Genomic DNA, 20556 nt, shown 5'->3' with positions numbered 1-20556 from the left:
CCTTTTAAAGCTGCGCTTTCACCATCCTGTCCCTGCCGCTCATATCTTTTCTTAACTCAATGTTTTTAAATCCTTTACCAGTTAATAGCTCAACAGTTTCATTGCCTAAATTTTCATTGATCTCGAAGAAAAGCAAGCCGCCGGCAATCAAATTACTGAGTGAAAAATCGGCTATGGCCCGGTAAAATATCAGCGGATCATGTTCTGGTACAAACAAAGCAGTATGTGGCTCAAAATCTGTAACATTACTATGCATCTGCTTTTTATCATCAAGCGTAACATAAGGAGGGTTGCTTACAATGATATTATATTGAGCCTCTTCTTTATTATGCTCAATATTTAAAATATCAGCCAGAATAAAATTAACCTCAACTTCATTTAATAAAGCATTTTCTTTGGCGGTTTCCAAAGCTCCTTCGGATATATCTATCGCAGAAACATCCGCATTTGCCAAATTCTTTTTCAGGCTGATGGCGATACACCCGCTACCGGTACCGATATCCAGCACAGAAAACCTTTCACCTTTTGCCTTTAACCTTTCGCCTTCTAAAATCCATTCCACCAGTTCCTCAGTTTCCGGGCGCGGGATCAGCACATATGGGTTTACTTTAAATGGCAAGCCAAAAAACTCGGTGATACCAAAAATGTATTGAATGGGTCTGCCTGTTTTTAGTTCGGCAAGGATGTTTTTCGCCTGTTCCGACTGTTCAGCAGTTAACGCTCTTTCGGGGAATGCCTTAACAGATGCCCTTGATAAACCGGTAACTTCGGCAATAACAAACAGCGTAATAGCTTCGGTTTCATTAGTATCATAAATGCCATTTATCTGCTGCCTGTAATCTTCAAAAACATCCTTAATCGTAATCATGCAACAAAGTAACATAAAAGCTACTTTTGCAGCATGCTTGAACATGAAAAATATATGCGCCGTTGTTTGGAGCTTGCTCAATTGGGTGCAGGATACGTTAGTCCGAACCCTATGGTTGGCGCGGTAGTAGTTCATGATGGCAAAATAATAGGAGAGGGCTATCATCAGAAATACGGCCAGGCCCATGCCGAAGTTAACGCTATTGAACAGGTTACGCAAAGGTTTGATAACTATGCCCAACTGCTGAAAAACTCGATTATATATGTTTCATTAGAGCCTTGTGCGCACTATGGTAAAACGCCGCCCTGCGCCGATCTGATCATCAAACATCAAATCCCTGAAGTGATTGTTGGTTGCCGCGACCCATTTGCTCAGGTCGACGGAAAAGGTATTGAAAAATTGCAGGCTGCCGGCATTCAAGTAGTAACCGGCGTATTAGAACAGGAATGTCAATGGCTTAATCGTCGCTTTTTTACCAAGGTACAAAAGCACAGGCCATATATTATATTAAAATGGGCACAAACACAGGATGGCTTTTTTGCTCCGGCTGATGGCAGCCAGTTCTGGATCACCGGCCCCGAATCACGCAAGCTAGTGCACAAGTGGCGTAGTGAAGAAGATGCTATACTGGTAGGCAAAAACACGGTACTAAGTGATAACCCGCAATTAAATACCCGTTACTGGGATGGCCCATCACCCAAACGTGTGGTGATAGATCGAAGGCTGGAACTAAATAAAGGGTTGAATGTATTTGATCAGTCGGCCGAAACGTTAATATTTAACGAGCTTAAGTTTGATGTTGACGGCAAAAACAGGTATATAGCACTGGAAGATTTTGAACGCTTTGTGCCTCAATATATTTTATACCAGTTATACCTGCAGGATATCCAATCGGTTATTATTGAAGGCGGCGCGCGTACACTTGATGCTTTTATTGAGGCTGGCATTTGGGATGAGGCACGGATATTTACCGGTGATAAAGTTTTGAACAAGGGCATAAAAGCACCGCAAATAACAGGTATACTTGCCGATGAATATCCTGTAGGCGCCGATCGCCTCCAATTGTTATACAATAAGCCGGTTATATAAATGCTGTTCGTTTTTTTAAGTATTTGCTGTAGTGTTATCGTTTCCATTTTGCTGAAACTGGCAAAACGCTACCATGTGGACGTTTACCAGGCCATTACCTGGAATTACTCTATGGCTGTTCTGCTCACCTGGTTCTTTTTTAAACCACAGCTGAGCATTATCCAAAACGGGCCTGTTTATAATTACGTGGCCCTGGGCATCCTGTTTCCCGCTATATTTGTAATCATGGCAAACTCGGTGCGCAAGGCCGGTATTGTTCGTACAGACGTAGCGCAACGCTTATCCCTGTTTATCCCCATACTGGCAGCATTTGTTTTATTTGGCGAAGCCACCGGCACAATTAAAGCAATTGGCATTATACTGGCCTTCATTGCTATCATTTGCTCTATACCCTGGCAAAAATCTGCCGGTAATAAAGTTGAAAAGGGATCATGGATTTACCTGTTAATTGTTTTCCTCGGTTTTGGCGTAATTGATGTATTGCTAAAACAGCTTACCAAGGTAAATAATGTGCCTTTTACCACAGCCATTTTTGTCATCTTTATTATTGCGTTTATATTAACCCTTGCTGGTTTGATTTACCAGGTATCCGCAAAAAAATGAAATTTTCATTGCCGCATATCCTCATAGGCTGGGTATTAGGGATAGCCAACTTTGGCAATATCCTGTTTTACTTAAAGGCGCACCAGGCGCTGGCGAACAGCCCTTCGGCAGTGTTTTCGTCGGTAAATATTGGCGTTATTGTGGTTGGTACGCTGGTTGGCATCTTTGTATTTAAAGAGAAACTGAGCCTGCTTAATAAAATCGGCATAGCTATAGCGGTGCTTGCTATTATCATTATTTATTTCCCGCAAACATTGGGCTTCCTGCACCTGTAATATTTTTGAATGCTTTTTGACGATACTTATAAAACCATAGAAAACCCTGCCGAAGGTGTTTTTCGCGACCGCGGCAGCAAGTTCCTGGCCTATGCTTATCCCATCGGTTCTGAAAATGATATCAAGGCAATAGTTGCCCGACTAAAATCAGAACATCCCAAAGCCAATCACCATTGCTGGGCTATGCGCTTAACCATCGACCGTTCGGTGTTCAGGGTTAACGATGACGGTGAGCCTTCAGGTACTGCGGGTCGACCAATCCTGAATACACTGCTGTCAAAAGACCTTACCAATCTCCTGGTTGTGGTAGTCCGATATTTCGGCGGCACCTTATTAGGGGTTCCGGGTTTGATTAATGCTTATAAAGCAGCCACAGAGGATGCATTAAACCACTCGGTTATCATTTCAAAAACGGTAAATGACGTATACACTATCTCATTTGATTATTTGCAAATGAATGATGTGATGCGGATCATTAAGGAAGAGGGCCTTGGTGTACTTAATCAGCAATTTGACAATGATTGCAGTATCCAGCTTTCTATCCGAAAAACGCAGGTTGAGCAGGCGCTTTTTAAATTAAGCAAGGTGAACGGTTCGCAGGTTAAATACAACCACAGTATCTAACTATTCCATTACAACAGCCACTTTAGGCACTCTTTTTGTGTCCATTTAATTCCTTAATTGTGGTCTAATTGTTTTAATTTAGTCGGGTATGCAATCTTTTGAATTAGATAAAACCGACCTGCTCCGCATTAAAACAGCGCTCGAAGCCGATGATGCTGAGTTAGAGAATGTTCTGAAGGAATATCACGCCTCGGAGATTGCTATACTATTTGAAAAACTTCAGCAGGAAGAAAAAGAAAGGATCATCAATATCCTCCCGGCCGACGTCGCTTCGGAAGTTTTATCCGAAATGGACGAAGAGCATGGCCCTGCCGAATTGCTTGTAAACCTCGATCCTGAAAAACGTACCGAGATAGTTGAAGAGCTTGATTATGATGATGCTACCGACATCATTTCCCAGTTGGATGAAGAACACCAGGAAGAGATCTTAGAAGACCTCGATCATGAAGATGCCAGCAGCATCCGGGCATTGATGACCTATGCCGAAGATACTGCCGGTGGTTTGATGAACTCCGAGATTATCAAGGTAAACATCAACTTGGATAAAAAGGATGCGCTTGATGAGATCATCCGACAATCGGAAGAGATGGAAGAGTTTTATACCATCTGCGTAGTTGATAATGACGATATACTGAAAGGGATTCTCTCCATTAAAACAGTTATCAAGGCCCGCGCCGATGCCCGCATCAGCGATTTGGTAACTACCGATTTTGTTTATGTAAAAGCCGAGCTTGACCAGGAAGAGGTAGCCCGCCTCATCAAGCAATATAACCTTACTAGTATCCCGGTTGTTGATGATCACATGAAACTGCTCGGACGCGTTACGGTGGATGATATTATAGACGTAATGGAAGAGGAAAACACCGAGGACATCCTGAAGATCTCCGGTGTATCTGAAGATGAAGAATTGAGCGGTAACTGGCTGGAGGCAGTAAAAAGCCGTTTGCCATGGCTGGTGATCAACCTGGGCACAGCATTCCTTGCTGCATCCATTATCCGAACATTTGATTCGACAGTTGCCAAGCTTTCCATTATCTCGGCTTATATGACCATTATAGCAGGTATGGGTGGCAATGCCGCCACACAGGCATTGGCGGTAACTGTAAGGCGTATTTCGTTAAGCGATCTTTCCGACAAACAAGCCTATAACACCGTATTAAAAGAGTTTTTAGTAGGCCTGATCAACGGCGCCGCCAATGGGCTCATCGTGTTTATAGTAGCGTTCTTTTACGATGCCAATCCGCTGCTTGGCCTGGTATTGTTCTTAGCCATGACAGGCAACCTGATCATAGCAGGCTTAACAGGCGCTTCCATCCCGTTGATATTGAAAAGGGTAGGGATTGACCCCGCAGTAGCATCATCCATCATCATCACTACTTTTACCGATTGTATTGGGTTTTTATTACCGCTTTGGTTGGCTACCAAGCTTTTGTTGAAGTAATATATCCCGCCGGTTATGCCTGTCCCCACAGCAACTCATAAGGAGATAGCGTAGTTTCGAACCCCGGAAGCACTAAGCTGCCAAATATTTAAAACCTTGTTATATAGCCAGTTTCTTTTTGAGGGCTGTCAAAATGTTATATTTATAAATAATCTTTGAATATTTGCGTGTTTACAATAACTCAATAACATTGTTGGGACGAATTTAATCTGAAACTGATGACAGAAGTTAGACATAACTGGACTAAAGAAGAAATAGCCGAAATATACCATACACCATTGCTTGATCTTGTATACAAGGCCGCTACAATCCACCGCGAGAATAAAGATTATGCAGAAGTGCAAATCAGTTCTTTGATCTCGATAAAAACAGGCGGATGTTCTGAAGATTGTGCTTACTGCCCGCAGGCTGCCCGTTATAATACGGGTGTAAATGTACATGCCATAATGCCGAAAGATGAAGTAATTGCTGCTGCCGAAAAGGCAAAAGCCGGAGGTGCATCACGTTTGTGTATGGGGGCGGCCTGGCGCGAGGTTCGTGATAACCGCGATTTTGATAAGGTAATTGATATGGTTAAAGCGGTGAACAGCCTTGATATGGAAGTGTGCTGTACCCTTGGCATGCTTACCGAAAGCCAGGCGCAACGTTTGGCCGATGCCGGTTTATATGCCTACAATCATAACCTTGATACATCCGAAGAAGATTACAAACGGATCATCACCACCCGTACCTATGATGAGCGTCTTAAAACGCTTGAACATGTGCGCAAAGCGAAGATCACCGTATGCAGCGGCGGCATCATTGGCTTGGGTGAAACGGTAGAGGACAGGGTATCCATGCTCAAAACATTGTCGAACCTGCCCAAACACCCCGAATCAGTGCCTATTAATGCTTTAGTGCCGGTAGCAGGAACTCCGTTAGCCGATCAGCCCCGTGTTTCTGTTTGGGATATGGTTAGGATGGTGGCCACAACAAGGATCATTATGCCTAAAACCGTAGTGCGTTTATCTGCCGGTCGTACGGAGATGAGTACGGTTGAACAGGCTTTCTGTTTTATGGCAGGAGCTAATTCAATTTTTGCCGGCGAAAAGCTGCTTACCACGCCAAACCCATCATTTGATACCGATATGGCTATGTTTGAATTGCTTGGTTTATCGCCGCGTAAAGCTTTCAAAAATGGCCGGCCTAATGAAGTTAATAAAGAAGAAGTTGAAGTTGCGGGCTAATAGCGCTTTCAGATAAAACAAAAGGAGCCGTAGCAAAATGCATGGCTCCTTTTGTTTTAATAGGATCTTTTACATTAATATCAGAGATTCTATTAGTCTCTCATATTAATATATTGCAATGGCTGGCCAAAATCCTCCGCGCGGCAAAGGCTGATAACAGATTGCAGGTCGTCAATCTTCTTTCCTTGCACCCGCACCTGATCGTCCATGATAGAGGCTTGCACTTTAAGGCCGCTATCTTTAATTTTCTTTACTATTTTTTTAGCAGCTTCCTTATCTATGCCTTCCCTGATCTTGATTTCCTTGCGAATCATGTTGCCCGATGCATATTGCTCTTTGCCAAAATCCAGCGCTTTGGGATCAAGATGTTGTTTAACCATCCGGCTTATGATGCTGTCTTGTATGGCTTTAAGGCGCATATCGTTTTCAGTAACTATGGTAACCTGGTTTGTTTTTTTATCAAGGTCAATAGTGCTTTTTGAATCGTTAAAGTCGTAACGGTTCAGGATCTCTTTTTTGGCGGTATTTATCGCGTTATCAAGCGTTTGCCCGTCTATTTTACTAACTATATCAAATGTAGGCATAAGTAGTGTGTTGGTTATAAATGTTTTGCAAAACTAATGTATTGTAAACATACAGCGCAATATTGCAACAAATTGTTTAATTTCTGCAATAAATAATGATGAATGAAAACAGGTTAATTCCTCATGAGTTAATATTAAGTTAACAAATAAATAAGCAGATTTGTAACATCTGGCTGTAAAGCGAGAAATTTTTATGGATAAACAGGTTCCCTTAATTAACAGAGAAATAAGCTGGCTATATTTTAACGATAGGGTTTTGCAGGAAGCGGCCGACCCGACCGTTCCCCTGATAGACCGGATTAGGTTCTTAGCTATATTTTCATCTAACCTCGACGAATTTTACAGGGTGAGGGTTGCCACACTAAGCCGTTTAGCTGCACTTAATGAAAAATCGAAAGAGATACTTGGTTATAATCCTAAAAAGATACTTAACCAGATCAAGAATATTGTAGTAAGGCAGGAACGCAAATTCAACAACCTGTACGAAAACATCATTGTTAAACAGCTGGCCGAAGAAAAGATCTTCATCCTGAATGATAAACAGCTTAACGTAACCCGAGGTACTTTCGTTAAAAATTATTTCAGGGAGAAGCTGTTGGCTACATTGGTGCCTATTATGCTTAATGACACCTTACCGCTGCCTGAGCTTAGGGACAGGGCCGTTTACTTTTTTGTAAAGCTTACCACCAATAAAAAAACAAGGTTTGCCCTTATTGAGTTTCCGGATAACCTTTCGCGTTTTGTTAAACTGCCCGATACCAATAACCTGAAATTCATTATTTTGCTTGATGATATTATCAGGTACAGTTTGGAGGATATCTTTTTCATTTTTGAACATGATAGCATAGAGGCTTACTCCATCCAGCTTACCCGCGACGCGGAGCTTGACCTGGATAAAGAGGTGAGCGAAAAATTTGTAGATTCATTGGCCAAGAGCCTTCAAAAGCGCAAAAAAGGTAAACCGATGCGTTTGTTGTATGACTCAGAGATGCCTATGGATATGCTGAAATACCTGGTAGGCAAAATGGGCCTGCATGGCGAAAGTCTTATCCCGGGTAACAGGTACCATAATTTCAAAAATTTTATTTCGTTCCCCAACGTTGGTGGGCCGGAGCTTGAGTATAGCAAATATATAGCACTCCCTGTGGCCGACCTTTCATTCGGTAAAAGCCTTATAGGGCTCATCGCCAAAAAGGATTACCTGGTAAGTACACCTTATCAATCGTATGATTACGTGATCCATTTTTTGCGCGAGGCCGCAATAGACCCTAAGGTAAAAGAGATTAGCATTGCAGTATATCGTTTGGCCGAAAACTCAAGAGTGGTCCATGCTTTAATAAATGCCGCTAAAAACGGCAAAAAGGTAAACTGCCTTGTAGAGTTAAGGGCCCGCTTTGATGAGCAAAACAATATTCACTGGAGTAACAGGCTTGAAGAGGAGGGTGTAACAGTATTGTACGGTGTACCCGGTTATAAGGTGCACTCGAAAATATGTTTGGTTAGCCGTACCGAAAAAGGTAAGCTGGCTTATTATGCCTGCCTTTCAACCGGTAATTTTAATGAAAAAACAGCGCAGATCTATGCCGATCACACCTTGTTTACAGCTAATAAAAAAATCACCGATGACCTGGTAAATGTTTTTAAAGCAATTAATAAGGGATTATTGCCTAAGGGGCTCAAAAGCCTCATCGTGTCGCCAATTGACTCGCGGCCTGCCATTTACAGGCTAATAGATAACGAGATCAAAAACGCCAAAGCCGGCAAACAGGCATATATGATCCTGAAGATGAACAGCCTTGCTGATGAAGATCTCATTAGCAAGTTATACCAGGCCAGTAATGCAGGCGTAAAGATCAAAATGATCATCAGGGGGATGTGCTGCTTAATTGCCGGTGTGAAGGGTTATAGCGAAAATATAGAGGTGATTAGTATTGTAGATAAATATCTTGAACACGCCCGGGTGCATATTTATTGCAATGGCGGCAAGGAGCTCATCTACCTTACATCGGCCGATTTCATGACCCGAAATATTGACAACCGTGTTGAAGTTGGCTTCCCGATATATGATGAAAAACTACAACAGGAGATAAGGGATATTATTGATATCCAGCTTGAAGATAATACCAAAGCACGTGAAATCAACAGCCAGAACACCAACAAATACCACAAAACAAACTCGCCCGAAAGCCACCGGGCGCAAATTGAAATATATAATTATTTAAAAAATAAAACGAAATAACATTGAGATACGCCGCTATTGATATAGGTTCAAACGCCGTGAGGCTGTTAATTGCCGACATAATTCAAAACACCGGATCGGTGTCGTTCAAAAAAACACCTTGATCCGTGTTCCGTTGCGTTTGGGAGACGATGCTTTTATCCAGCAGCATATATCTGAGAAAAAACGACAGAGCTGGTAAAATCAATGGTTGCTTTTCGTAACCTGATGGATGTATATAAGGTTACCGATTATTTAGCCTGTGCAACATCGGCCATGCGCGAAGCCAAAAACGGAGAAGATGTTGTAAAGCTGATTAAGGATGAAGCTAACATCGATATTGAAATTGTACATGGATCTAAAGAAGCCAGTATCATTTATGCCAGTCATGCCGAGCAAAACATCGATAAAAGCAAAAACTACCTTTATATTGACGTAGGCGGCGGCAGTACAGAGCTTTCGCTGTTTTCGGCAGGGGAGCTGATCGTTTCGCGTTCGTTTAATATTGGCACCATCCGCATTCTTGATAACCAGGACACCGAAGAAACCTGGAACGAAATGAAGGATTTTGTGCGCGACAATACCCGTAACTTTAAGCAATTATCAGGCATAGGTACCGGCGGCAACATTAATAAACTGTTCAGGCTATCCGAAGAAAAAGAAGATATGCCGCTAACTTTTGCTAAACTAAGATCACTATATACCTACCTGAGCTCTTTTTCATTAAAAGACAGGATCAACGTACTTGGCCTAAACCAGGATAGGGCCGATGTAATTATTCCTGCCTGTGAAATTTACCTTACGGTAATGAAAAATGCCAACATTAAAAACATATATGTGCCCAGGGTAGGTATGGTTGACGGAATTATCCAAACTTTAATAGAAAAAAATATTCAATAAACAGGTTAAAATTATTTTAACAAATTGTTTAATAATTTAAAAAGTGTTATTATATTTGTAGTGCCCTCTCAAGGGCATGTTTTTCATAGGTAGATGTAGGGTCGGGTACAAGTTATTCGACCCTTTTTTGTGCCCCTAACTTTTTGTGTGTTTGGGTTGTTGAAGGAGTAATTATGAAGAAAAAGATAGTTGTTGCTATTACGGGCGCCAGTGGCTCAATATATGCCAGTCTGCTGCTAAAAAAACTAACTCAATTGCAGGATCAAATTGCCGAAGTGGGCGTTGTTATGTCAGATAATGCCAAAGATGTTTGGAAGTTTGAACTCGGCAACGAAGAATACAGCCGGTTCCCTTTTAAATTTTACGCCAAAAATGACTTCATGGCACCCTTTGCTTCGGGTTCGGCAAAGTTTGATACCATGATAATTGTTCCATGCTCAATGGGGACGCTTGGAAGGATAGCAGGAGGGATCTCTGACGATTTGATCACCCGTGCGGCCGACGTGATCCTTAAAGAGCGCCGTAAGCTGGTATTGGTAGCCCGTGACACGCCGCTCAATCTGATCCATATCCGTAACATGGCAACTGTTACGGAAGCAGGTGGGATCATATGTCCGGCGATTCCATCATATTACAGCAAGCCCCAAACTATAGAAGAGCTGGCTATGACAGTAGTAAACCGGGTTATTGATTTAATAGGGCTGGAAAGTAAAAGCTATGAGTGGAAGGGGATCTGAATTCCACATCGTTTCTGTTAAGCAATTGCGGTTACGTGCCGTTTTAATTACCCGGAATATATCCGAACTTTAACGGGTAGCCCGTCTAATGGAAAACTACAAAGGTATTTCTATTATCACTGTAAATTCTTATGCGGTTAGTTAAGTTTGTTAGGGTATCCTTACCAAAGGGGGCAGCCCCTATTACGGGGTATAAAGCCGCATTAGAAAGTAAGGCGATTTTTTTATTAGGTCATTCATCCGTGATAATACCATAAACGACGAAACAAAATCACGCTACTACCACAAAAGTAACTTGTTTTTTTCGTTTATCTTACAGGAAAACATTTTTATGATCCCATGATTTGTATGGGGCAATATTGTAAATTTGGGACACTCCTTACACTTATCAAATAATTTGAATCCGGATATATTCCATGTTAACTTATCCCATGTGGCTGCCATGGCAACCCTGTTTTCGGGTTTTACGCTTGCATTGCTTTTAGCTTTCGCAAAAAGACAAGGCCAAAGAGCTAATCTGTTTTTAAGTGTCGCTTTAACTGTAATTGTACTGAAGACTGGCGGGCTTTCGCCGTTTTTTTTACCGGCGCTGGGACCGTTGTTGTATCTTTATGTACGGCAACTAACATCTCCCAACCTGAAATTTAACCGAAATGATCTCCTTCATTTTTGCCCCATGTTGGTTACATATTGGATACCGGGATGGCTGGTGCTAATATCTGTTGTTATTTATTTATACATGTCGCACCGGTTGATCCAGCAATTTTATAAACGCTTGCAGCCAACACTAATGGATAGATCGCGGCTTACCTTCCGCCCATTGGAAAAAACCATTTACTTGCTCGGGTTGCTTTGCGTGTTATGGCTGTTTAACGACGCTTTGAGTTTTATCGTTGCTTTTGTACTCATTGGTGTGGCGGCCGAAGTGATGCTAAAATTAGATGATGGCACAGAAATGGCCATGCCGCTAACCGATAGATATATCGCAAGGGAAAAAGCCGCAGACTAAAGGAAGCTGTAGCCTCAAACCGTTTTTACGAGGATGCCGAATTAACGTTAACCACCCTGGCCATAAAGTTGAATATCCATCCGCACGATTTATCACGGATCATTAATGTGGGAATGGGCAAGAACTTCAACGACTTTATTAATGAGTTCAGGGTTCGTGAAACTGCCCGGAAGATGAGGGACCCCGCACACGCCCATCTCACGTTACTGGGAATAGCCTACGAGTCGGGGTTTAACTCCCAGAGAACCTTCAACCGCGTTTTCAAAGAGATGACCGGCAAAACCCCGGCGGAATATAAAAATAGCCTAAAAAAGAGTTGCCAAATGATAAGTTGGCCATTCTCTCACACTTACAGCCGGTAATATTGCGTTCAGGAAGCCCACCCAATTGGGCTTCTGTAATATTAAACCGCAATTATATGTTTAAAAACTATTTAAAAATAGCGCTTCGCACGCTGGCCAAGCAAAAGACATTATCGTTCATTAACATATTTGGCTTGTCTGTTGGAATAGCCTGTTTCAACCTATTCATGCTTTATGCTATCAATGAATTTAGTTTTGATGGGTTTCACAAAAATGCTGCTAACACTTACCTTGTTTTAGACAAAAATGGGAAAGAAAACGTAAAGGCACTTGCAGGAGTCATTTATACTCCTATGCCCCTGGGGCCTGCCATGAAACAGGAACTGCCGGGAGTAGAGAATTATGTCCGTTATATTCAGCCTTATGAAACATTTATAAAAATAAAAAATGACGCGAGACGGGAGAATATTGCTTATGCCGATTCCTCGTTCTTCAATGTGTTTTCGTTTAAATTTAAATACGGGAATGCCAAATCGGCTATCAGTGGTTTGCACAGCATGGTTTTAACCGAAGAAACCGCTAATAGGTTATTTGGTAAAACAAATGCCATTGGTCAATCATTCCAGGTAAAGATTGGCGATGTGTTTGAAACTTTTACAGTTACGGCTATAGCAGCAAATCCGCCATCTAATTCTTCCTTCCAATACAGCATGCTTGCCAACTTTGATTGTTTTGGTAACACAAAATCAGGGAAAATGGGCGCACATGACTGGTGGATGAATATATTTGTCACCGTGGTTCAGCTAAAGCCCGGAAGCAAACTGGCGAATAACAACAAGTTGCTGGCAAATTTCTGGCACAGGCATTTTCCAGATGCAGGATCAGGCGGGTATAACCTGGTGCCAATCAGGGATGTGCATACAAGCCCGGCGTTGATGGGTATTAAGGTCCCGCCTGTCGATCCAAAATCGATTTGGATATTACTAAGTATCGCTGCCGGTGTATTATTAATCGCCTGTATTAATTTTACAACGCTTTCCATAGGCCGTTCAGCAAACCGCGCAAAAGAGGTAGGCGTCCGCAAAGTTATTGGCGGCACCAAAAAGGCTTTAGTAGTTCAGTTTTTAACAGAATCATTTTTGCTTGCTGTCTTTTCGACGCTGATAGGCCTCGCACTTGTATACCTGCTTTTGCCATACTTCAACCAATTGTCAGGCAGGGAGCTGAGTTTCTCTTTTAAGCAATTTCCACAGTTGACCGGCCTTATTGCCGGCTTAATACTGATTGTTCCCCTGCTCTCAGGATGCTACCCGGCGTTAATATTGTCAGGCTTTAATACGGTGGACGCGTTGAAGGCTAAAATTAAGTTAGGCGGCGCGAATTTTTTCACAAAAGCATTAGTCACTTTTCAGTTTGTACTTTCCGCAGTGCTGATTGTTTCTGCTATAATCATCATGCAGCAGTTACACTACATGGAATCAAGAAATCCTGGTTTTAGTAAAGAGAATGTACTTGTTGTGCAAACATTCGGCGTTCCGGATACTAAACATCTATTCCAGCTTTTTAAACAGGAAGTTTCCGGCCATCCCGGTGTTTCGGTTTTAGCCAGCGCCGACAACGGCCTAGGTGAACATGAGGGGACCGGTTTTACAGATTTTAGTTACCAGGGTAAGTCTATTAATACAAAGCAATTTCACGTCGACGCCAACTACATACCTACATTGGGAATGCAACTGGTTGCAGGAAGAAATTTTAACCCGGCAATTACTTCGGATACTGTGAACGCAGTGATCATTAATGAATCTATGATGAGGGAATTAGGATGGAAGCCTGAAAACAGTACTGGTCGCCAATTGGAAGGCTATGGGAAGCTTGGCTTTAAAAACCCTACGGTGATAGGCGTGGTTCGTGATTTTAATTATGAGCCTCTTACAGATCGTGTAGCACCGGTCTTGTTTCATCAGTTCGCCAGAAACTCTGGAGGTCTTAATTTGTTTTATGTTCGCCTGCAGCCGGGTAATCCGTCGAAGGCTTTGGCAGCAGTACAATCGGCTTGGAAAAAGATTGTACCCGATTACCCTTTAGAATATAATTTTCTTGACGAAGATATAAACCGGTTCTTTAAAGCAGAAACCAGGTTGGGAAATATTATTAGCTGGATTGGTGGAATCGCTATCTTCCTGGGATGCCTGGGCCTGCTGGGGCTTTCAGCGCTTGCAGTTGCCAATCGCACCAAAGAGATCGGCATCCGCAAAGTGCTGGGGGCATCCGTTTCAGTTATCATCGGCCTTATTTCAAAAGATTTTTTAAGGCTTGTTGTATTAGCTTTATTCATTTCAACTCCAATTACGTGGTGCTTAATGAACAAATGGTTGCAGGCCTATGCATACAGGATAACTATTGAATGGTGGTTTTTTGGCATAGGTTGCATGGCAATCATTGTTGTGGCATTGCTTACCGTGTGTTTTCAGGCGATTAAAGCGGCCATAAGTAAACCGGTGAAGAGTTTGAGTACAGAGTGAGGATTCAAGTATTATTTGCCAAAGGGCTGGTGTATGCATGGTATTAGGGCTGTCGTAACAGGTATTGTAAAGTTATTAGCCAGGTAAGGTAGTGGTGTTTAATCATAAAAAAGTTGCCAATAAAATTGACAACTTACCGAGGGGGCGTTTCTTTTATTTATTGTTAAGCAGCTTTATTATAACTCCGGCATTAATAACTCTACCGTCCAACGGCGCATAAATATTTTTGAACACGGGATTAGAAATCGAGCCAGCATAAATCGTTCCCCATTTATTTTGTCGTTGATCAGTAAGATTCTCGGCATTAATGAAAATTACAAAATGCTTCCACATCTTTTGCACAAGCAGTCCGAAAGTCCAATAATCACGCCCTGTTGTGCCACCATCCAATAATTGTGAACCTGTATAAAATCCCTCAACGCCTGCCCGGAAACTGTTTTCCACTTCGTAGGTCAGGTCTGCGTTTAACTGGTGTTTGGGTGTTAATGCCTGAGCACTGCTTAACCCGTTAAAATGGCGTTGTACATTTGTATAGGTATAACCGAGGTAAATCCCTAACTCATCCATCAACAGCTTAACATTGGTTTCGGCCCCTTTGCTGATCAGGTAACCCGGAGCGTTTATAAAGGCATTGTTTTGTAATATCAAAGGGTCATTCACTTTGGTGAGGAAGAATAGGTGATTAACCTGCAAAAAAGCATCGCCTACTGCGCCCTTATAATTTACATCTGCGTTAGCACCGGCCGAACGTTCGGCTTTGGTTGCGCCAATATTTAATGGCTGCAAATACCGGTAGCCCTGTTCTTCGGCATCGTCATTAAAAATATCTGGCATCTTATAGCCCAGACCGCCGCCGACACGGCTACTCCAATGTTTACCGAGCGTGAACAGCGTGTTAACGCGTGGTAAAAGGAATAACCCGTTTGAGCTTGCAGATGACGGCGAGTTTTCGTCAAGCCGAATGCCACTTTCTACAGCTAACCATTTTGTGGGCTTGAAGGTGTTTTGAGCAAAAATTCCGTAAGTGTTGTGGCTATAGCTCAGATCTACACTTCTGTCTCGTTGCGGCAAATGATCTGTCCAAACATCCGCACCGGCTACCCAGCTTGCAATTTTGCCATTACGGACATAGTTAGCTTCGGTATAAGATGATAATTGATCGCCCTTAAATAGAAACTGCGGCTCAGCGATTGTCCTATAAAAATAGCCAACCGTACTTTTAAAGTTCAGTTGGTTGTTAGAGTCAAGCTTATGCGTGTAGGAAAACTGCGTGGAAAGACGGTCGCTTAGGTTACGCTCGAAATATTGGTGCTGATTATCCGCATGGCCGTTGATGACCTGCATATCGCCACCTAAACGATCTTCGTGCATGAAGTTAACACCAAACCAAAGTTGATCGCGGTTGCCTGGCTTTAAGAATACTTTTGGCGCAAGCGTGAAGCGATTGGTTTTAGGCACCGCGGAGAGCCCTGTATTACCCGGATCGTAAGCACCATTATAGTTATAAGAACTAAAAATTGTTGTTCCAATGAGTGTCCATTGCTGGCTGTAAAAACCGCTGGCATCGGTGCCTTTGGCTGAATTCTGGTTAAGCAATAAGGTCAATTCGGGTTTAGCCGCTGGCGTTTTGGTGATCAGGTTAACTAAACCGCCAATAGCCCCACCACCGTAAAGTGTTGATGCCGAACCTTTAATAATCTCGGCCTGCTTCAGGTTAAGCGGCGAAACCTGCACCAAGCTTAACCCACCCGAAAAGCCATCGTACATTGGCAATCCATCCTGCAATAGCTGCGTATAACGACTATCCAGCCCCTGGATGCGAAAACTTGCTGTGCCGCTTACCGCCGAAGTCGCTTGTACGTGTACACCCGTGATCTCCCCCAACAGCATTTTGATATCGCCGGGGCGCATGGTGCTTTTTTCGTCCAGTTCTTCAGCAGGCAATGCTTCGATACGGGTGGGCACATCACTGCGGTTCTGATTGGTGCGGTTGGTTTGCACCACCACCTCCGCCAATTCACCTGCCATCGGCTCCAGGTAAACTTCTATAACGGGCTCAATATTTTTGAGTGGTAACACGAAAGTTTTTTCCTGCGGCAGATAACCCACCATACTGAATTTGATCTCGTATTTTCCGGTGGGCAGGTTGAACTGAATGTGCCCGCTGCTGTCCGCAGCAGCGCCTCTTTTTAATTCGTTGATATAAGCCGTAACACCGGCTATGGACTGTTTGGTCTGGTCATCTTTGACCAGAATAGATAAAGTATGCTGTGCACGTGTGGCCACTGAAGTCAGCAGCACGGCGCATAAAAGTAAATAGCGCATGAAATAGCTTAAAACGTAAGAATTGATGATTAAGAAAATGAGGGTTTTCTTACGCTAAAGGCGGACGAAATAAAGAAGGGTGGTAATAGCTCAAAGCACCGGAGCTATGATGTAACGAAGCTGTGGTAACGGAGTCTAATGATACAGGTTCAGCCAAAAACGGGCTAACCGGTTGAATAATGGCCGCAAAGGATGGCGTGCCCTGGAATTGCAGCGCACCGGGTTTTGATGGCTGGTCATGCTGGTTATGGTTTAACAGATCTTTGCCGTTCAGCAGGTAATCACCGATGAAATCCAGCACGCCTTTTTCATCCGGTGTGACCACCTTTTCATAAGCCTGGTACATGCGCGGCAATTCGTTAAGCAGCGAGAAATCCCCCAATGGCAAAGCAATGCTGCCAAAGAGCAAATATCCGATCATCCAAAAAGCCGCGATCCTTTTGAGCATGAGCGTAAATTAACTAATAAATTCTGTAGGAAAACTGAAAAACCGTAAGCCAGATTGGCTGGCTTACGGTTCAATATCATTGACAATACATTGCATTTTCTTATTACCCCTACTGACGCTTTTCTTGCCTAAATTCCCTGACGCTGCTTTAAAGCACTTCGCTAACTCCGAAGCTGGGCCTTTAACCAGGTGATGTAAAAAGATCATGTGCTGCTCATCACCCGACATGTGATAATGTATTGCCACCACCTCAATATTGTTAGCGCGGAGGGTTCGGATCACGCTATTTACTTCCGTTTCCGGCATCGCCACAGCACCTGCGATATGTGCCTGCTCCATCGTGCCGGTAAACGAGGCCCAGGTATTTAAGCCGATATTTGGCGCCATTTCTACGCCCGTTACCTTCACTTCAGATCGGCGCGATGCCTGGTTTTAAAATTATGATAGATTATTTTGTTTACTCACGGCAATCAGGCGTGCTTATGCCGACATTCTCTTTATTATATTCATTCGGGTTTCCGATGAGGTGAGCTACGAATGCAGCTATACTCTTGCGGGAAATGGCCCCGCCGGATTCCGGCTCCCCTTTTTGGGTAATTGTAAAATCGATCTCGCTACCGTTCGTAAACCAATCTGGTCGTAAGATCGTATAGTCCAATGTTGACACTTCTATAATATCGGCAAGTTTTCTGTACGGGACGAGCATTGAACTAAGCGGTACATTGTATATACCGATTGAACTTACAGCGATAATTCGATTGACACCGGTTTCAATCATTGCTTTCACAATATTCTGAGTCATTAACTCAAGGTCACCCGCAAGATTCACATAAACAATATGTTGTCCGGCTATCGCGTCTTTAACCAATGTAAAGTTGGTGGCATCGGCTTCGATAACCCTGTGTTTGTTTCTCGCACCTTGCTGTAACCTGTTTTTGTTACGAACAAAAAGGGTTAGTTCCACGTCGTCTAGCTCTTCAATCGCATCTATCACATATGATGCAAGGCTTCCGCTTGCACCGAAAATAATTACATTTTTCATTGATATTGTTTGGCTAATTAGCGCTTTTCAGGCAAACTGCTGGCATGCATAGCCAGCAGTTTCCAGGGATGGCTTTTACCTGTTCGGGTAAACACTTCGATGTAAGAAAGCTTCAAAACAACCTTGTGGCCGTTGCTGGTTACGGTAAAGGTGCCTTTGCCGAACACTGCTCCGGTATTATCTGTTATCGCCACAACACTTTCGTCTACTATGATAGCATTGTGAACGAAATTTCCGCTTTGCAATCTGGCGATATAAGCTGCCTTCGATTGTGCTTCGCCGCTCGATCCGACAACCTGAAATTTCTTGTGAAATATTTGCTCAAGGGAATCGATTTTTCCGGCTACTTCCCACTCAAAAATGCGATCTGATAAGGAAAGTAAGTTTTTTTCTTGAGCTGTTTGAGCAGAACAATCAAGCGAAACTATAATTAACAGGATTAAAATTAACGGTTTCATAAATTTAAGGTTCATGTTTATTCAGACATAGACAGCAAACCCGCATCCAGGCGGTCGCCCTGTATATTGATCTTTGACAGCTGTTCGTCGATCTCATTCAAATCTTCGGTAGTAAGTAGCAGGTCAACTGATTTAATATTGTCATCGATATAGGCGATTTTATCCATACCAGGTATCGGAACGATCCAGGACTTCTGCGCCAAAAGCCAGGCTAAAGCGATCTGAACAGGGTTCGAGTTTTTCTTAGCTGCAATATTGCGTAGCATATCTACCACAGGCATATTCGCTTTGATGTTTTCTTGGCTGAAGCGGGGGAAATTGGCCCTAAGATCTGTACTGGCGTCAAATTTTGAACTAGTATCGATAGTGCCGGTAAGAAACCCTGTACCCAATGGTCCCCACGGCACAAAGCCGATGCCCAATTCTTCGCACACAGGCAATACATCTGCTTCCGGTTCTCTCGTCCAGATGGAGTATTGATTTTGAACAGCTGCTACAGGATGTATCGCATGAGCCTTGCGAATGGTATTGGCGCTTACTTCAGAAAGTCCGTAATAACTGATCTTACCTTCCTGTATCAGGTCTTTTAATGTACCGGCGACTTCTTCAATTGGAACGGAAGGGTCAACGCGATGCTGATAGAACAGGTCAATATAATCTGTTCTTAATCTTTTGAGTGATGCCTCGGCTACCTCGCGGATGTTTTCAGGGCGGCTGTCTAATCCGGTGATTTGGTTATTTTCCAGTTTGAAGCCGAACTTTGTGGCAATGGTCACATCTTTACGGAATGGCTCTAAAGCTTCACCCACAAGTTTCTCATTAGTATAAGGCCCATAACCTTCAGCTGTATCAAAGAAAGTGATACCTCGCTCAACAGCAGCACGAATAGTAGCCAGACCATCATTGATATCGGCGGCCGGGCCGGTACCAAAACTTAAATTCATACAGCCCATACCTAACGCAGATACTTCGAGGCCGCTATTTCCTAATTTTCTTTTTATCATAATCTTGTTTTTTGCACTTGCGCGCGTTGCTGTTCTTATTATCTATTTTCCGGTTGAAGTGGACCGTAGAAGTAGGATGCCGTTGCACCACCGTCTATCAGAAAGTCAGAACCAGTAATAAAAGCGCCAGCATTGGACAATAAAAGTTCCGCAACATTTGCTACTTCGTCCGCAATTCCGGGACGTCCTGCCGGGCTTTTAGCAAACATGTTCCTATAAAAGTCTCCTCTCGGGCCATTGATCTCATCAAGCGCAAGAGGCGTAATGATAATGCCAGGTGATATTGCATTAACTCGAGCACCACGTTCGCCCCATTTTACAGCTTCCGCCATAACTCGCTTGCCGTTAGCACGTTTTGCCATCTGATAGGCGTGAAGCGTGTCTTTGATATTTTCTGGCTTAAGCAATTCAAGTTGCAAAAGTTGTTCTGTAGGTGTTGTTGCAAGCAACCTGTCCTCATCGGCGGTTAACGCGGGCATCCTGTAACCTGACTGGCTGGAGATCACAACGGCCGTACCACCGTATTTGATCACCTTGCCAAACTCCTCCAATAAAAGTGAGGTTCCGTATAAATCAACCTTTAATATTTGCTCAATGGATGCCTGACTTGGTGAAACTCCTGCTGCGTTGATGAAGATAGCAATCTCACCTTCCTTTCGGGCGGCTTTAATCAGTGACTGAACAGATTCCCGTGATGAGATGTCCACTTTAAACGGTACTACGTCAAAACCAGCCTCCGTCAGCGTTTTAGAAATTGCTTGAGCATTCTCTATTTTCCAGTCCGCTACAAAGATCTTATTACCGTAACCCATTCTGCGGGCGATGGCCATACCTAATTGACCGGCCCCGGTCAATACGATTACGTTTTTTGAATTTTTCAT

At 43.1% G+C, this 20556-nt stretch carries 21 protein-coding genes; 12 read left to right on the top strand and 9 right to left on the bottom strand.

The window, feature by feature from the left end:
• Positions 1-4: 4 nt before the first annotated feature.
• A complete protein-coding gene (gene prmC, locus ACRQ5D_RS23745; protein WP_176844405.1) occupies positions 5-868 on the bottom strand; it encodes a peptide chain release factor N(5)-glutamine methyltransferase in 864 nt (287 codons plus the stop codon).
• 33 nt (positions 869-901) lie between these two features.
• Here prmC and ribD point away from each other — a divergent pair, with 33 nt between their 5' ends.
• The 6 genes from ribD to bioB all read left to right on the top strand — a co-directional run bounded on the left by ribD (position 902) and on the right by bioB (position 6126).
• Positions 902-1957, top strand: coding sequence for a bifunctional diaminohydroxyphosphoribosylaminopyrimidine deaminase/5-amino-6-(5-phosphoribosylamino)uracil reductase RibD (gene ribD / locus ACRQ5D_RS23740; protein WP_431200583.1), 1056 nt, complete (start codon positions 902-904; stop codon positions 1955-1957).
• The gene (locus tag ACRQ5D_RS23735) at positions 1958-2560 is read left to right on the top strand and encodes a hypothetical protein (RefSeq protein ID WP_431200582.1); all 603 of its coding nucleotides are present in this window, start codon (positions 1958-1960) and stop codon (positions 2558-2560) included. It abuts the gene before it with no gap.
• Positions 2557-2835: a hypothetical protein gene (locus ACRQ5D_RS23730; protein ID WP_431200581.1), complete on the top strand. Its 279-nt coding sequence runs from the start codon at positions 2557-2559 to the stop codon at positions 2833-2835. Before ACRQ5D_RS23735 ends, ACRQ5D_RS23730 begins: the two co-directional genes overlap by 4 nt.
• A 9-nt stretch (positions 2836-2844) precedes the next feature.
• Complete coding sequence (locus ACRQ5D_RS23725) at positions 2845-3459, top strand: IMPACT family protein (protein ID WP_091164463.1); 615 nt, start codon at positions 2845-2847, stop codon at positions 3457-3459.
• 88 nt (positions 3460-3547) lie between these two features.
• Positions 3548-4900 (top strand): magnesium transporter, encoded by a 1353-nt coding sequence (gene mgtE / locus ACRQ5D_RS23720; RefSeq protein ID WP_090525911.1) that lies wholly within the window; start codon positions 3548-3550, stop codon positions 4898-4900.
• A 218-nt stretch (positions 4901-5118) separates the two neighbouring features.
• A complete protein-coding gene (bioB, locus tag ACRQ5D_RS23715; protein ID WP_090525910.1) occupies positions 5119-6126 on the top strand; it encodes a biotin synthase BioB in 1008 nt (335 codons plus the stop codon).
• Positions 6127-6218: 92 nt separating this feature from the next.
• Here bioB and ACRQ5D_RS23710 read toward each other — a convergent pair whose 3' ends face one another.
• Positions 6219-6710 carry a YajQ family cyclic di-GMP-binding protein gene (locus ACRQ5D_RS23710; protein WP_090525909.1) on the bottom strand — a complete coding sequence of 164 codons (492 nt, stop codon included), beginning with the start codon at positions 6708-6710 and terminating at the stop codon, positions 6219-6221.
• Positions 6711-6903: 193 nt separating this feature from the next.
• Between ACRQ5D_RS23710 and ppk1 the strand changes: the two genes are divergently transcribed.
• From ppk1 to ACRQ5D_RS23680, 6 genes are all read left to right on the top strand, one after another.
• Entirely contained in the window at positions 6904-8949 is a 2046-nt protein-coding gene (gene ppk1 / locus ACRQ5D_RS23705; protein ID WP_091164470.1) for a polyphosphate kinase 1, read from the top strand.
• A 186-nt stretch (positions 8950-9135) separates the two neighbouring features.
• On the top strand, positions 9136-9828 hold the full coding sequence (locus ACRQ5D_RS23700; RefSeq protein WP_432326809.1) for an exopolyphosphatase: 693 nt from the start codon (positions 9136-9138) through the stop codon (positions 9826-9828).
• Between the two features lie 173 nt (positions 9829-10001).
• The gene (locus tag ACRQ5D_RS23695; RefSeq protein ID WP_176844406.1) at positions 10002-10565 is read left to right on the top strand and encodes a UbiX family flavin prenyltransferase; all 564 of its coding nucleotides are present in this window, start codon (positions 10002-10004) and stop codon (positions 10563-10565) included.
• A gap of 397 nt (positions 10566-10962) precedes the next feature.
• Complete coding sequence (locus ACRQ5D_RS23690) at positions 10963-11574, top strand: hypothetical protein (RefSeq protein ID WP_432326807.1); 612 nt, start codon at positions 10963-10965, stop codon at positions 11572-11574.
• Positions 11575-11642: 68 nt separating this feature from the next.
• Positions 11643-11936 (top strand): helix-turn-helix domain-containing protein, encoded by a 294-nt coding sequence (locus ACRQ5D_RS23685; RefSeq protein WP_432326806.1) that lies wholly within the window; start codon positions 11643-11645, stop codon positions 11934-11936.
• Positions 11937-11992: 56 nt separating this feature from the next.
• Complete coding sequence (locus tag ACRQ5D_RS23680) at positions 11993-14398, top strand: ABC transporter permease (protein WP_431200579.1); 2406 nt, start codon at positions 11993-11995, stop codon at positions 14396-14398.
• A 153-nt stretch (positions 14399-14551) separates the two neighbouring features.
• Here the strand turns inward: ACRQ5D_RS23680 and ACRQ5D_RS23675 are convergent, their stop codons facing one another.
• From ACRQ5D_RS23675 to ACRQ5D_RS23645, 7 genes are all read right to left on the bottom strand, one after another.
• Entirely contained in the window at positions 14552-16723 is a 2172-nt protein-coding gene (locus ACRQ5D_RS23675; protein WP_091164477.1) for a TonB-dependent receptor, read from the bottom strand.
• A gap of 49 nt (positions 16724-16772) precedes the next feature.
• The gene (locus ACRQ5D_RS23670; protein ID WP_091164479.1) at positions 16773-17171 is read right to left on the bottom strand and encodes a hypothetical protein; all 399 of its coding nucleotides are present in this window, start codon (positions 17169-17171) and stop codon (positions 16773-16775) included.
• 63 nt (positions 17172-17234) lie between these two features.
• Positions 17235-17579 carry a DUF1259 domain-containing protein gene (locus ACRQ5D_RS23665; protein ID WP_256337377.1) on the bottom strand — a complete coding sequence of 115 codons (345 nt, stop codon included), beginning with the start codon at positions 17577-17579 and terminating at the stop codon, positions 17235-17237.
• Between the two features lie 49 nt (positions 17580-17628).
• Positions 17629-18213, bottom strand: coding sequence for an NAD(P)H-binding protein (locus ACRQ5D_RS23660; RefSeq protein ID WP_091164483.1), 585 nt, complete (start codon positions 18211-18213; stop codon positions 17629-17631).
• Positions 18214-18230: 17 nt separating this feature from the next.
• Positions 18231-18671, bottom strand: coding sequence for a nuclear transport factor 2 family protein (locus ACRQ5D_RS23655; RefSeq protein WP_176844407.1), 441 nt, complete (start codon positions 18669-18671; stop codon positions 18231-18233).
• Positions 18672-18688: 17 nt separating this feature from the next.
• Positions 18689-19675, bottom strand: a complete 987-nt coding sequence (locus ACRQ5D_RS23650) for an aldo/keto reductase (RefSeq protein ID WP_091164490.1) — start codon at positions 19673-19675, stop codon at positions 18689-18691.
• Between the two features lie 38 nt (positions 19676-19713).
• Positions 19714-20556, bottom strand: a complete 843-nt coding sequence (locus ACRQ5D_RS23645) for an SDR family oxidoreductase (protein ID WP_091164494.1) — start codon at positions 20554-20556, stop codon at positions 19714-19716.

This window comes from Mucilaginibacter sp. P25, from assembly GCF_050859465.1.
In the GTDB taxonomy this organism is placed as follows: domain Bacteria; phylum Bacteroidota; class Bacteroidia; order Sphingobacteriales; family Sphingobacteriaceae; genus Mucilaginibacter; species Mucilaginibacter gossypii.
Note: the sequence above shows the minus strand (reverse complement) of the source record. Positions and strands in the feature narration are given on the sequence as shown.